The sequence below is a fragment of the Streptomyces sp. NBC_00569 genome, assembly GCF_036345255.1.
GTDB lineage: Bacteria > Actinomycetota > Actinomycetes > Streptomycetales > Streptomycetaceae > Streptomyces.
Genome location: NZ_CP107783.1, coordinates 7,384,316 through 7,397,693, shown reverse-complemented (window position 1 = coordinate 7,397,693; position 13,378 = coordinate 7,384,316). Strand labels below are relative to the sequence as shown.

General features: G+C 71.2%; 13 protein-coding genes. 4 read left to right on the top strand and 9 right to left on the bottom strand.

What is annotated here, in order from left to right; genetic code table 11:
- Window positions 1-10: 10 nt before the first annotated feature.
- From OHO83_RS33280 to OHO83_RS33265, 4 genes are all read right to left on the bottom strand, one after another.
- Window positions 11-727, bottom strand: coding sequence for a DsbA family oxidoreductase (locus tag OHO83_RS33280; protein ID WP_266669148.1), 717 nt, complete (start codon window positions 725-727; stop codon window positions 11-13).
- Window positions 728-797: 70 nt separating this feature from the next.
- Window positions 798-1,274 carry a GNAT family N-acetyltransferase gene (locus tag OHO83_RS33275; protein ID WP_266669150.1) on the bottom strand — a complete coding sequence of 159 codons (477 nt, stop codon included), beginning with the start codon at window positions 1,272-1,274 and terminating at the stop codon, window positions 798-800.
- Window positions 1,275-1,328: 54 nt separating this feature from the next.
- Window positions 1,329-1,937, bottom strand: a complete 609-nt coding sequence (locus OHO83_RS33270; protein ID WP_266669152.1) for a DUF1349 domain-containing protein — start codon at window positions 1,935-1,937, stop codon at window positions 1,329-1,331.
- A 36-nt stretch (window positions 1,938-1,973) separates the two neighbouring features.
- Window positions 1,974-3,506 carry an aldehyde dehydrogenase (NADP(+)) gene (locus OHO83_RS33265; protein ID WP_330280161.1) on the bottom strand — a complete coding sequence of 511 codons (1,533 nt, stop codon included), beginning with the start codon at window positions 3,504-3,506 and terminating at the stop codon, window positions 1,974-1,976.
- 134 nt (window positions 3,507-3,640) lie between these two features.
- Between OHO83_RS33265 and OHO83_RS33260 the strand changes: the two genes are divergently transcribed.
- Window positions 3,641-4,414: an IclR family transcriptional regulator gene (locus OHO83_RS33260; RefSeq protein WP_116502788.1), complete on the top strand. Its 774-nt coding sequence runs from the start codon at window positions 3,641-3,643 to the stop codon at window positions 4,412-4,414.
- Window positions 4,415-4,584: 170 nt separating this feature from the next.
- Window positions 4,585-6,048: a penicillin-binding transpeptidase domain-containing protein gene (locus OHO83_RS33255; protein ID WP_329435745.1), complete on the top strand. Its 1,464-nt coding sequence runs from the start codon at window positions 4,585-4,587 to the stop codon at window positions 6,046-6,048.
- Between the two features lie 18 nt (window positions 6,049-6,066).
- On the opposite strand, the gene OHO83_RS33250 is transcribed toward OHO83_RS33255, so the two are convergent.
- The 3 genes from OHO83_RS33250 to OHO83_RS33240 form a co-directional block, all read right to left on the bottom strand.
- Entirely contained in the window at window positions 6,067-6,759 is a 693-nt protein-coding gene (locus OHO83_RS33250) for a hypothetical protein (protein ID WP_266669159.1), read from the bottom strand.
- Between the two features lie 28 nt (window positions 6,760-6,787).
- The gene (locus tag OHO83_RS33245) at window positions 6,788-8,191 is read right to left on the bottom strand and encodes an NCS2 family permease (protein ID WP_330280160.1); all 1,404 of its coding nucleotides are present in this window, start codon (window positions 8,189-8,191) and stop codon (window positions 6,788-6,790) included.
- A gap of 107 nt (window positions 8,192-8,298) precedes the next feature.
- Complete coding sequence (locus OHO83_RS33240) at window positions 8,299-9,096, bottom strand: HAD family acid phosphatase (protein ID WP_266669163.1); 798 nt, start codon at window positions 9,094-9,096, stop codon at window positions 8,299-8,301.
- A 421-nt stretch (window positions 9,097-9,517) separates the two neighbouring features.
- Between OHO83_RS33240 and OHO83_RS33235 the strand changes: the two genes are divergently transcribed.
- The gene (locus tag OHO83_RS33235) at window positions 9,518-9,829 is read left to right on the top strand and encodes a hypothetical protein (RefSeq protein WP_329435742.1); all 312 of its coding nucleotides are present in this window, start codon (window positions 9,518-9,520) and stop codon (window positions 9,827-9,829) included.
- 2 nt (window positions 9,830-9,831) lie between these two features.
- On the opposite strand, the gene OHO83_RS33230 is transcribed toward OHO83_RS33235, so the two are convergent.
- A complete protein-coding gene (locus tag OHO83_RS33230; RefSeq protein ID WP_330280159.1) occupies window positions 9,832-10,440 on the bottom strand; it encodes a TIGR03086 family metal-binding protein in 609 nt (202 codons plus the stop codon).
- A gap of 144 nt (window positions 10,441-10,584) precedes the next feature.
- Here OHO83_RS33230 and OHO83_RS33225 point away from each other — a divergent pair, with 144 nt between their 5' ends.
- On the top strand, window positions 10,585-12,039 hold the full coding sequence (locus tag OHO83_RS33225; protein WP_330280158.1) for an MFS transporter: 1,455 nt from the start codon (window positions 10,585-10,587) through the stop codon (window positions 12,037-12,039).
- Here OHO83_RS33225 and OHO83_RS33220 read toward each other — a convergent pair.
- Window positions 12,014-13,324, bottom strand: a complete 1,311-nt coding sequence (locus OHO83_RS33220) for a S28 family serine protease (protein ID WP_330280157.1) — start codon at window positions 13,322-13,324, stop codon at window positions 12,014-12,016. The genes OHO83_RS33225 and OHO83_RS33220 overlap by 26 nt on opposite strands.
- Between the last annotated feature and the right edge of the window lie 54 nt (window positions 13,325-13,378).

Below are 13,378 nucleotides of genomic sequence, written 5' to 3'. Positions count from 1 at the left end.
CCGCGGTGTCTCAGTTCTGCGGGACCGCGCATCCGTCCGGGCCGCACGCCTCGGCGTCGCCGCTGTCGATGACCTGGAGCGGGGAGCGGCCGCCCCACGCCTGCTCCAGGGCCTGGGCGAAGACCTCGGCGGGCTGGGCGCCGGAGACGCCGTACTTGCGGTCGAGGACGAAGAAGGGCACGCCGTTCGCGCCGAGCTCGGCGGCCTCGCGCTCGTCGGCGCGCACGTCGTCGGCGTACCGGGCGGGGTCGGCGAGGACGGCGCGGGCCTCGTCGGCGTCGAGACCGGCCTCGGCGGCGAGGCCGGTCAGATACTCGTCGGCGTCGGCGAAGACGGACCGCTCCTCGGCGAAGTTCGCCCGGTACAGGAGGCCGATCAGCTCGTCCTGGCGGCCCTGCTCCTTCGCGAAGTGGAGGAGGCGGTGCATGTCGAAGGTGTTGCCGTGGTCGCGGCCCTCGGTGAGGTAGGCGAGGCCCTCGGAGGCGGCGTTCTCGCCGAGGTTGCGCTCGGCGGCCTGCGCCTGGTCCTCGGTCATGCCGTACTTCTGCGCGAGCATCGGGATGACGAGTCCGCTGTCGCCCTTGGCGCGCGTCGGGTCGAGCTCGAAGGAGCGGTGGACCACCTCGACGCCGTCACGGTGCGGGAAGGCGGCCAGGGCCTTCTCGAAGCGGGCCTTGCCGACGTAGCACCAGGGGCAGGCTATGTCGGACCAGATCTCGACGCGCATGGGGGTCACTCCAGATTCGTACGGCGCAGGGGGTGCCCTGCGACCCCGTTCAACGCGCGCCCGTGGCGCCTCATTCCCCGGGCCGGGCGGTCAGGTGCAGCCGCATCCGCAGGTGGCTGCCGCCGTCGTCGCCGTATCCCTCGCCGGTCCAGCCCTGGCGGGCGTAGAACGCCTGGGCGCGCGTGTTGTCGCCGTGCACGTCGAGATACGCCTGCTCGACGCCGTCCGCGTGCCACTCCTCGACGCAGGCGGCGTGCAGTTCGGCGCCGACGCCGCGGCGCCAGAGGTCGGGGCTGACGTGGAACTGGAACAGCTTGACCACCTCCTTCGGCTCACCGTCGGGCGTGCGGAAGGAGGCGAGGCCGGCGAGCGCGCCCTCCCGTACGGAGACCAGGACGTGCGAGCGGGGGCGGGTTATCGCCTCCACCCACACCTGCTCCCAGTCGGTGCCGTCGTCCGGCAGACCGTCGGGGTAGTACGTGGCGCGGGCGCGCAGATGCAGGGCGGCGATGGCCGGGGCGTCGGCGGGGACGGCTGTTCTGATCACGCCGGGAAAGACGTCCTCGCCGGCTCCCGGGTTCCCGCGCCCCGAGGAGGGGTGTCAGGAACCGTCGCGCAGACCCTGCGGCCAGCTCGGGCGGAACTCGATGTCCTCGTACGTGACGACGCAGCCGTCGCCGACCGGGGCCTGCGCCATGAAACCGACCAGAGCCGCGCCCGCGGACTCCTCGTCGCCCAGCGAGAAGATCCGGACGAAGGTCCACTTCTCGCCGTCCGGCGAGGCGTGGAAGGCGAACGCCGAACCGGTGCGGCTGATGCGCAGCCACACCGTGCTGCCGCCCACGACGAACGCGTTCGCGTCGTCGGAGCGGCCACGCGTGACGACGGTGCACACGGTCGGCTCGTCGGGCGAGCGCTCCAGGCACAGCTTGGCCCACTCGCGCTCGCCGACGTGCAGATAGAGCACGCCCGCGTCGAAGGCGGCGGTGAAGCCGACCGTGACGCGGGCGAGCAGCTGGAAGTCGCCCTTCGGCGCCCCGAGCAGGCGGGGCGCGTCGGACGCCGGGTCCAGGGCCGTGCCGGTGGGCGGCACGAAGCGGTCCTGGCGGGGTCCGGCCCAGCCGGTGAGCGCCCCGTCCTCGTACGTCCAGTGCCCGTCGGGGCCGTAGGTGCGCAGCGGGAACGGGAGTTCGGGGAGTTCGATGTCCATCGGGTCAGTTTTCCAGGTGACGAGCGGCGAGCGGGTTCAGAGTTCCTGACGGCCTTCGTAGCGTCGCGGCAGGCCCAGCGGGTTGTCGTCGCGCAGCTCCGGCGACAGGAGCGCCTCGGGGGTGTTCTGGTACGCGACCGGGCGCAGCCAGCGCTCGACGGCGGTGCCGCCCACGGACGTCGAGGTGGACGTCGTGGCCGGGTACGGGCCGCCGTGGTGCTGGGCGGGGGCGACGGCGACGCCGGTGGGCCAGCCGTTGACCAGCACACGGCCCGCGAGCGGGGTGAGCTCGGCGAGGATCTCGGCGCCGCGCCCCTGGCCCGCGGCCTCGCCCTCGGACAGGTGGACGGTGGCCGAGAGGTTGCCGGGCAGCCGCGAGAGCACGGAGGTGACCTCGGCCTCGTCCTCGTAGCGGGCGACGACCGTGACCGGGCCGAAGCACTCCTCCAGGAGGAGGTCGTGATCGCCGCCGTCGGTGGCCAGGCGCTGGGCGGGGACGGTGAGGAAGCCGGGGCTGACGGTGTGCTCGCTGCCCGCGCCCGGGGTCACGGGGGCGTCCACGTCGGGGAGTTCCGCGCGCTCGGCGACGCCCGCGACGAAGTTGTCGCGCATACGGTGGTCGAGGAGCACGCCCGCGCCGGTGTCGCTGACGGCGTCGGTGAGGGACTTGACGAGGCGGTCACCGTCGGCGCCGGTGGGCGCGAGGACGAGGCCGGGCTTCACGCAGAACTGGCCGACGCCGAGCGTCATCGAGCCCGCGAGCCCGGCGCCGATCTGCTCGGCGCGCTCGGCAGCGGCCTCGGCCGTGATGACCACGGGGTTGAGGGAGCCGAGTTCGCCGTGGAAGGGGATCGGCACGGGACGGGCGGCCGCCGCGTCGAAGAGGGCGCGTCCGCCCCGTACGGAACCGGTGAATCCGGCGGCCGAGACCAGCGGGTGCCTGACGAGCTCGACGCCCGCCTCGAACCCGTGGACCAGGCCGAGGACGCCCTCCGGGATGCCGTGCCGGGCGGCGGCCCTGCGCAGCACGGAGGCGACCAGTTCGGAGGTGGCGGGGTGGTCGGGGTGCGCCTTGACGACGACGGGACAGCCCGCGGCGAGCGCGCTCGCGGTGTCGCCGCCGGGTACGGAGAAGGCGAACGGGAAGTTCGAGGCCGAGTAGACGGCGACGACGCCCAGCGGCACCTTGTAGCGACGCAGGTCCGGGATCGGCGGGGTGGCCGAGTCGTCGGGGTGGTCGATGACGATGCCCAGGAAGGCACCCTCGTCGACGATGTCCGCGAAGGCGCGCAACTGGTAGCTGGTGCGGGCGAGTTCACCGGTGAGGCGGACGGGACCGAGAGCGGTCTCCGCGTCCGCGGCCTCCACCAGGTGGTCCTTCGAGGCGTCGAGGAGCTCGGCGGCGCTGCGCAGGAAGGCCGCGCGCACGGTGCGGTCCGCGAGGGCTCCTGCGGCGGCGCGAGCGGCGCGGACCGCCTGGTCCACCTCCTGGGCTGTGGCTTCCACCGCAACCTGCTCCCGCTGCTTCCCGGTTCGGGGGTCGACACTCCAGACTGGTGCTGCTGCCACCGCGGGTCCCTCCAGATCTGTGCCGCTCACCTGACGACGAACAGCAGCTGTTCGATATGCTGAACGCTGTCCCTGATGATGAATACGCTACGGACTCAGGACACTAATTCTCGTCGAACGAAGGGGTCAAGGGAATGTCGGCAGGTGAGACGGGCGGCGGGGCGCAGGTCAAGTCCGCGGTACGGACCGTGGAATTGCTCGAATACTTCGCCGGGCGGCCCGGAATGCACTCCCTGGCGGCCGTCCAGGAAGCGGTCGGCTACCCCAAGTCCAGCCTCTACATGCTCCTTCGCACGCTCGTCGAGCTCGGCTGGGTGGAGACGGACGCGACGGGCACGCGGTACGGCATCGGCGTACGCGCCCTGCTCGTCGGTACGTCGTACATCGACGGCGACGAGGTGGTGGCCGCGGCGCGCCCCACCCTCGACCGGCTCTCCGACGACACCACGGAGACGATCCACCTGGCGCGCCTCGACGGCACGAACGTCGTCTATCTGGCCACGCGTCAGTCGCAGCACTATCTGAGGCCCTTCACCCGCGTCGGGCGCCGGCTGCCCGCGCACTCCACGTCCCTCGGCAAGGCGCTCCTCGCGACCCACACCGACGAGCAGGTCCGCAAGATGCTCCCCGAGACGCTCCCGGCGCTCACCGAGCACACCATCACCGACCGCGAGAAGCTCATCGAGGAGCTGCACGCGGTGCGCGAGCAGGGCATCGCGGTGGACCGCGAGGAGAACACGCTGGGCCTTCGCTGCTTCGGCGTCGCGATCCCGTACCGCACGCCGGCGCGCGACGCGATCAGCTGCTCGGTGCCGGTGGCGCGCCTGACCCCCGCGCACGAGCAGATGGTGAAGGACGCGCTGTTCGACGCCCGCGACCGGCTGACCCTGGCCACGCGCAGGCTCTGACGCACAAGCCTTCCGACCGGCGGCCCCGTCTCCCCCGTGCGGCGGGGGCGGGGGCCTCATCACGTGGGGCGCCTTCCGCCGGGCGTGACAAGGATCTCTTGATGAGGATTCACTGAGAAAACGGGCCGGAACGGAACGATTCGCTTCCGTCCGCTCGTCTTCTGTGCGGGATGAACAAGACGATCAGACGCGCCTCGGTCTTCTGTCTGCTCCTCGTGCTCGCTCTGCTGGTGAGGGCGACGTGGGTGCAGTTCTACGACGGCCGGGCCCTCGCGGACAACAAGGACAACCGGCGGAACGTGATGGAGCAGTACGCGTATCCCCTGGGCGACATCATCGTGGGCGGCGAGGCGGTCACCGGTTCGAAGAGAACGGGCGACGGCAGCGACCTCGCGTACAAGCGCACGTACAAGGACGGCGATCTCTATGCGGGTGTGACGGGCTTCAGCTCGCAGGTGTACGGCCAGACACAGCTCGAGGGCATCTACAAGGACATCCTCGACGGGACGGACACCCGGCTCAAGAACCCCGTCGACGCGGTCACCGGCAAGCACACCGAGCCGGGTGACGTGGTCACGACCATCGACCCGTCGGTGCAGAAGGCCGCGTACCGGGCGCTCGGCGACAAGAAGGGCGCGGCCGTCGCGATCGATCCGAAGACAGGGAAGGTGCTCGGCCTCGTCTCGACGCCGTCGTTCGACCCGTCGAAGATCAGCGGCTCGGAGTCGTCCACGGACGGCAAGGCCTGGACGGCGCTGTCGAAGGACAAGGACCAGCCGACGCTGAACCGCGCGATCAAGCAGGCGCTGCCGCCGGGATCCACGTTCAAGCTGGTCGTCGCGGCGGCCGCGCTGGAGGACGGGCTCTACTCGTCGGTGGACGCGAAGACCGACAGCCCGAATCCGTTCCGCCTGCCGGGCACGGCCACCGACCTGAAGAACGAGAGCGCGTCCGCGCCCTGCGAGGACGCCTCGATCCGTACGGCGCTGCAGTACTCCTGCAACAACGTCTTCGGGAAGATCGCCGTCGACCTGGGCCAGGACAAGGTCAGGGCGATGGCCGAGAAGTTCGGCTTCAACGACGCCGAACAGGACATGCCGGTCCGGGCCTCGCAGAGCGTGTACCCGAAGGACATGGACAAGGCGCAGACGGGCCTGTCGGGCATCGGACAGTTCGACGTGACGGCGACGCCGCTGCAGATGGCGATGGTCTCGGCGACGATCGCCAACGGCGGCGAGCAGGCATCCCCGCACATGGTCTCCCAGGTCACCGACGCCGACGGCAACGCCATCAAGAGCTTCGCCGACGGTGACGACACCCGCGTGGTCAGCACGTCGACGGCCTCGCAGCTCCGGTCGGCGATGGAGACGGTCGTGGAACAGGGCACCGGTACGAACGCGAAGATCGCGGGCGCGACGGTGGGCGGCAAGACGGGCACGGCCCAGCACGGCGAGAACAACAGCAAGACGCCGTACGCCTGGTTCACGTCGTACGCGAAGGACGACTCCACCGGCAAGGAGGTCGCGGTGGCGGTCGTGGTGGAGCAGTCGGACGCGGCCCGCTCGGAGGTGAGCGGCAACGGTCTGGCGGCGCCGATCGCGAAGGCGATGATGTCGGCGGCGCTCAAGGGATAGGCGGGCCCGGTGAGGGCCCTAGCGGCGCCGGGCGCGTACCGCCCAGGCCGTCACCGGCGCTCCCACCAGCAGGCCCACCGCGAGACCGACGCCGAAGGCTGTGCCGGTGCTCGCCGCCACCACGACAGCGGCGACGAGGGCCATGGCGCCGCCCATGAGTACGTAGCCACGCCGGCGCCCCGGGAACGTGGGGCGCCGCGGGACCGGCGGCGGTTCGGGTGGCGCGGGCGCCGGGCCGGCGCCGACCGCCTTCTCACGCTTGAACCACGCGTACACGACCCAGCTGCCGCAGGGCTCCCAGCCGTCGCGCGCGAGCCGCTCACCGAGGCGTTCGCCGCCCCCGGTGATCAGCTCGCGCCGGTACTCCCAGCGCCGTGGCCGCTCCGGGTCGCGGTGGGTGACGAAGCGGCCGAGCGGGTCGACCCGCTCGGCCTCCCAGCCCTCGTCGCCGAAGCGGTTCATGAGGTGCTCGTCGACGTACGTGTCGGCGAGCCAGCGCCAGGTCTCCAGGTGCTCGTCGGCTGCGGACGTCCCGGACGGGGCGAGGCGCCGGGCGAACGCGTCGACGGGACCGAACGCGTCCTGCGGGTCCGCTCCCCCGGCCTGCGCCAGATACGCGGCGAGATCGGCGACCGTGGCGGCGACATGGTCCGGCGGAAGCCCGTGCGCCTCGCGCAGCAGCTCCGCGAGGCGGTCGAGATAGCCGGTCACCGCACCACGGTAGATCACCGGACGGTCCCTACCTGACGCCGAGCAGTTGCTCCAGGGGGTCGATCGCGAAGTACACGAGGAAGAGGGCTGAGGCGCCCCAGAGCAGCCAGTGCACCTCACGCGCCTTGCCGACGACGGTCTTGATGACGACGTACGCGAGGAAGCCGACGCCGATACCGTTCGTGATCGAGTACGTGAACGGCATCACGGCGATGGTCAGGAACGCCGGCACCGCGATGTCGTAACGGTCCCAGTCGATGTACTTGACCTGCGTCATCATGAGGAAGCCGACCGCGACGAGGGCGGGGGCGGCCGCCTGGAGCGGCACGATGGTCAGGAGCGGGGAGAGGAACAGGGCGAGCGCGAAGAGGCCGCCCGTGACGAGGTTGGCGAATCCGGTGCGCGCGCCCTCGCCGACACCGGCCGCGGACTCGATGTAGGTGGTCGAGGAGGAGGCGGAGGCCGCGCCGCCCGCGACGGCGGCGGCACCGTCGATGAGCAGCACCCGTCCCAGATGGGGAACTTGACCCGTCTCGTCCAGCAGCCCGGCTTCGGCGGTGATACCCACCACCGTGCCCATCGTGTCGAAGAAGTCCGACAGGATGAGGGTGAAGACGAGCAGGATCACGGTGAGCGCGCCGGTTCTGCCGAACGCGCCGAAGAGGCTGAAGTCGCCGAGCAGCCCGAAGTCGGGTGCGGCGAACACGTCGTCCGGGATCTCGGGCGTGGTCAGGCCCCAACTCTTCACTTCGGCGACGGAGTTGATGATGACGGCCATCACCGTCATCACGACGATGCTGATGAGGATGGCCCCCTTCACCTTGCGCGCGAGCAGGCCGATGGTCAGCAGCACGCCGAGACAGAAGACGAGGACGGGCCAGCCGGACAGGGTGCCCGTGCCGCCGAGCTGCACCGGCACGGTGGACTGCGCGACGTCCGGGATCCTGGTCACGAACCCGGCGTCGACGAAGCCGATGAAGGCGATGAACAGTCCGATGCCGACGCTGATGGCCTGTTTCAGCGGCTGGGGTATCGCGCGCATGACGGCCTCGCGCAGCCCGGTGACGACGAGGACGCAGATCAGCAGGCCCTCCAGGACGATGAGTCCCATCGCGTCCGGCCAGCTCATCAGCGGGGCGATCTGGAAGGCGACGACGGCGTTGAGGCCGAGGCCCGCGGCGAGGGCGAGCGGCAGATTGCCGCCGACGCCCATGATGACCGTCATCACGGCGGCCACGAGGGCGGTGGCGGTGACGAGTTCGGCCCCGTCGAGCTGGTGCCCGAACTTGTCCTTCGCGCTGCCCAGGATGATCGGGTTCAGGACGAGGATGTAGGCCATGGTGAAGAACGTGGCGAATCCGCCGCGCACTTCGCGGGAGTACGTGGATCCACGCGCGGTGATGCGGAAGTAACGGTCCAACGGGGCGAGCATGACGGGCTCCTCGGGTCAGCCGTGCCAAGTGGTGGCTGGATTGTTCCCCCGAGGAGCCCGTTTCAGGTTTTCGCAGTGTTACGGAATGCGGGTGCGGGCGGATGCGCTCACTCGACGAAGTACGTCGGGTTCGGGAACTTGTAGGTCCGGTCGGCGTGGCCGCCCTCGAGGTCCGAGTACTGGTCGCCGAAGTTGGCGACGACGTCGTAGCCGAGGGACTCGATGTGCTTGCGGGTGCCGGACTTGTACTGCACGGTGGTGCAGTTCCAGGCGCTCGCGGTGGCGCAACCGCTCAGGTAGGCGGGCGGGTTGGCCTTGTCCTTGAGGAACATGTGGGCGGCGTCGAGGTTGACGTCGATGCCGACCTTCTTGAGGTTCTCGACGGCCGACGCACGCTGCGCCTCACCCAGCCCGGAGTTGTAGAAGACCTCGACGCCCTTCTTCTGCGCGTACGCGATGAGGTCGGGCGTACCGAACACGGCGGGCCGGTTCGCCTTGGCGACGTACTCCTTCCACGTGGCGTCGTTGTAGACGTAGTTGGTCTTCTTCTCGTAGTCGAGGCTGAGGAGAAGGGTGTCGTCGATGTCGAAGACGACGGCGGGCCTGTCGCCCTTGTGGTGGTGCCCGGCGGCAGCCTTGGCGATCTGCTTCTTCGCACCCGCCTCGATCCGGCCGAGGTCCTGGGCGTACTGGCTGGACGGGGACGCCTGGTAGACACCGTCCGCGTCGAGGGCGGTGCCGTAGTAGGAGTCGATCTCCTTGACGAGCTGCCCGATGTTCGTGGGCTCGGCGGTGGTGTGCTGCGAGGCCTGCCCGGCGGTGGCAACCCCGGTCCCGTACAGGGCGGCACCCGCGAGAACACAGGAGCCGGCGACGGCGGCGGCGATGCGTGAGGTCTTATGCATGACAGGCTTTCTACGCGCGTCACACGGGTGAGCGCGAGACCTTTGCCCGATCGATATCTGATCCACGCTCGACGGGGACCTCCCTGGCGGCACACCGGATACCGAAGCACCGCCTCTGCGCCGACAGCACGGAGACCGCACAGCCCTCGCCTGGGACGACACCTGCCCGGCCGAGCAGACCGGCTCCGACGGCGGGGTCATCACGTAGGACCACGCCCCCACGCCGACGGACCACCGGCCCCGGGGCAGGGACCCGGGCAGGTCTCTCCTCGCCGAGCTCGCCGCGTACACGACGGCCGCGCTCGGCCCCTGCGTTTTCCGGGCCGGCATGCCGACTCGTAAGATTCTTTTCCCTGTCGGCGCCGCCTTTCGATGCGAGACCGTCGACGTCGGCCGTCAGTAATCATCGATGGAAAAGGCAATGACCTCAGCCCTCACCTTCGCCTCCGGGGTCCACGCGCCCTCGCCCGTGCTTCTTGCCGTCTTCGTCCTCGGAGGGCTCGTCGCCCTGTGGTGCGGCGTGAATTGGGCGTTCGACGTGCGGGGGATCACCACCCGGCGGTCCGAGCGCATCCGGCGGAAGAACGCGGACACCTGGGCGGCGATGGGCCGGCTCGACGGGTCGCCCACCATCTTCGCCACAACCGGATATCTCCGCTTCCTGGGTGCCTGCACGGCGTTCGCCGGGCTCGTCCTGCTGGCCGCCTCGTACGCCCTGTGGCATCTCAACTGACCTCAGGCATCCGGCTTCCAGCCCGGGTCCCGGCCGCTCAGGCCCACCGACCGGTCGAGCAGGGTCGCGGAGTCCTCCACCCGGACCACCGGGCCGAAGATGTCGGGGCGTGGGCCCTCGGCGGACTGGAGCAGGAAGGCGTGGGCGGCTTGCAGCGCGGCCTCGTCGGGGGCGTACTCCTGACCCGTGGCCCTCGCCAGGTCCCAGCTGTGCACGACGAGTTCGTCCAGGGCGACCGTCGCGGCCACCGCTCCGGGCAGGTCGACCCCGCCCGCCCGGGTCATCCCCTGCCAGGCCGCCGGGTCGCGCCAGACCTCCGCGAGTTCGTCGAGCGCCTTGGCCAGCGCCTCACGCCAGCCGTCGCTGATGTCGGGCAGCGACGTCGTGGGGCTCGTGTCCGTCGTCGGCCCCAGGTTCTTGCGTCCCGCGTCGCCGAAGGCGACGGTCAGGCCGAGGATGTGCCCCAGCAGGTTGTGCACCGCGTACTCCGGGCACGGGGTCGCCAGGTCCAGCTGGTCCTCGCCCACGCCGTCCGCGAGGCGCGCCACGATCCGCGTCTGCGGGCCGAAGTCCACCATCTGCTGCGCCGTCCGGTCGGTCGTGTCGGTCATGTCGGCTCCTTGGTCCACTCGTGGTCAGGGCTCGCGTTGCGTACTCACCTGTAGACCCCGGCACCGCCCGGAATTCATCGCCGTGCCTGCCTACGGCATCCTCCCGATCCCGCGCCGGGGGCCTTAGGGCCGCGATGACCTGGCATGACGTCCACTTCTACCGCCACACGGGGCGGCTTCCGGCTTCTCCTGGCCGCCATCGTCGTCTCCGGGTTCGGGACCTCCGCCATGTGGCTGGCCGCCGGGATCTGGGTGAAGGATCTGACCGGCTCGGACAGCCTCGCCGCGCTGTGCGCGTTCGCGCTGTGGGCGCCCGCGCTCGCCGGGCCCCTGCTCGGCACGGTCGCCGACCGCACCCGGCGACGGCCGCTCCTCGTCGCCGTGAATCTGGGCCTCGGGCTGCTGCTCCTGTCGCTGATGGCCGTCGACTCCGCCGGGAGCCTGTGGATCCTGTTCGCGGTCCTCGTGGCGTACGGGGCGTGCGGCGTCGTCACCGACGCGGCCGAGGCCGCCCTTGTACCGGCCGTCGTCGGCAGGCAGTCGCTCGGTGACTTCAACGGGCTGCGGACGACGGCCGACGAGGGCATGAAACTGGTCGCGCCGCTCGCGGGGGCGGGCCTCTTCGCGGTGTACGGGGGCGCGGGCGTGGCCCTGCTCGACGCCGCGACCTTCGCCGCCGCGGCCGGGCTGTACGCGCGGCTCCGGATCCGGGAGTCCGTGCCTGACCGCCGGGCCGCGGGGGTGTGGTTCCGCACCGCGGAGGGCGTGCGCGCGCTGTGGCGGCAGGAGCGGCTGCGCCCCCTCGTCCTTGCCGCCGCGGCCGGGCTGTACGCGCGGCTCCGGGTCCGGGAGTCCGTGCCTGACCGCCGGGCCGCGGGGGTGTGGTTCCGCTCCGCGGAGGGCGTGCGCGCGCTGTGGCGGCAGGAGCGGCTGCGCCCCCTCCTCCTTGCCGCCGCGGCCGGGCTGTACGCGCGGCTCCGGGTCCGGGAGTCCGTGCCTGACCGCCGGGCCGCGGGGGTGTGGTTCCGCTCCGCGGAGGGCGTGCGCGCGCTGTGGCGGCAGGAGCGGCTGCGCCCCCTCGTCCTTGCCGCCGCGGCCACCATGCTCCTGGCGGGCCTGAACGGCGCCGCGCTCTACGCGGTCGTCGACGGTGGCCTCGGCCGCTCCCCCTCGTACGCGGGCGTCCTGTACGCCGTGCAGGGCGCCGGTTCGGTCGTGGCCGGGCTCGCCGCGGGTGGGCTGCTGCGGCGGCTCGGCGAGCGCCGGTTCGCGGCGGCGGGCATCGCCCTGTTCGCGGTGGGCGCGGGCCTGCGTGCGCTGCCGTACGACGCGGTGGCGCTCGGGTGCAGCGCCGCGATCGGCATGGGCCTGCCCTGCGTGCTGATCGCGGCGCTCACCGCGGTCCAGCGCGAGACCCCGCACGCGCTCGTCGGCCGCGCCGTGGCGACCGCGCACACGCTGATGTTCGCGCCGAACGCGGTGGCCCTCGCGATGGGCGCGGGCCTCATCGCGGTCGTGGACCACCGCGTCCTGCTGCCGCTGCTCGGCGCGGCCGGACTCGCGGTCGCGTGCGCTACTGCACGCCGGCCCAGCGCTTGACGGTGGCGACGGCCTCGCCCTGCTCGTCCGCGGGCAGCTTGGCGATGGACGCGCCGTGGTTGGAGCCTGGCACGACGTAGCGGTACGAGTCGTGCCTGCTCGGAGTGAACTTCTCGGCGCTCCACGGGTCGTTCTGCCCGTACACGAACATCATCCGCTCGCCCCGCGTCCTGACCCACTTGTCGACGCCGGAGATCGCGGAGCCGTCGTACGTGCCGCGCATCGCGGCGGGCAGAACCGAGTTGGGCTGGTAGATGTCCGGGTAGTGGCGGACGTCCTTGAGGTGCTTGAACTTGAGGTCGGCCCAGCCGAGTTGGGTGGCGGCCTGCCGGTAGTAGGGCCCGGTGCCGTTCGTGCCGAGGGTCTCGTCCTGGTAGACGCTGAAGCCGTGCCCCTTCGACCAGGCGTAGAGCTCGTCGTCGGTGGCCTTCTTGGCGTCGGGCACGGTCGGGCAGTCGTCGATCGTGCCGCTCTGCCAGAAGTTCCACACCTGGTCGAGCACGGCGAACTCATAGGCTCTGTCGGTGGTTCCGAGGGTCTCCTCGAACGTGTCACCGGCCGCCGCCGCGTCGGCCTCGAACTTGGGGATGAGGGCGTCGCGGCGCACCAGCATCTCCCGCTGTACGGCGTTCAGGGCGGCCCGGCACTCGGGCGTGCCGACCGTCCTGAAGAAGTTCTCGTAGCCACTGTCGTCTTTGTTGTCGGCGTCGTTCGGGGCGACGAACGCGACGACGGCGTCGAGGTCCTTCGGGTAGAAGCGCTCGTGGAACGTGGCGGTCATGCCGCCCTTGCTGCCGCCCGTGCCGAGCCACTTGCCCTTCTCGACGGCGCGCAGGGCCTGCGTGACGCGGTGCTCGTCGCTGGACTCCTGCCAGACCGTGAGCTTGGACCAGTCGTCGCCCGCCGCGCCCTTGGGGCGGGACTCGGCGAAGTAGCGGTGCTCGATGGAGACCTGGTTGGCGTCGAGCAGCTTGGTGATCTCTCGGGTGCTGGAGGAGAGGGTGTAGCCGCCGGTGTAGAAGACGGTGGGCTTGGCGGCCGCCTTGTGCCAGAGCGTGAGGCGCTGCGTGAACGTGCCGGCCCCGGGGTTGCTGTGGTCCACCGGCTGCGCGTACGTGAGCGTGTAGAAGGGGTAGCCCTCCTTGTCGGTCACCGAGACGACCGACATGCCCGGGATGGCCGCCAACTGCGCCTGAATGTCCTCCTGTTGGACGACGGCACCGGCCACGTCTCCCTGCGCCGCCGCCGCGGGCACCGTCCCGCCGAGCACCGCCGCGCCCGCCATCACCCCCGCACACAGCAGCGCTGCCCCTCGGCTCCGAACCTGTCCGCGACCCTG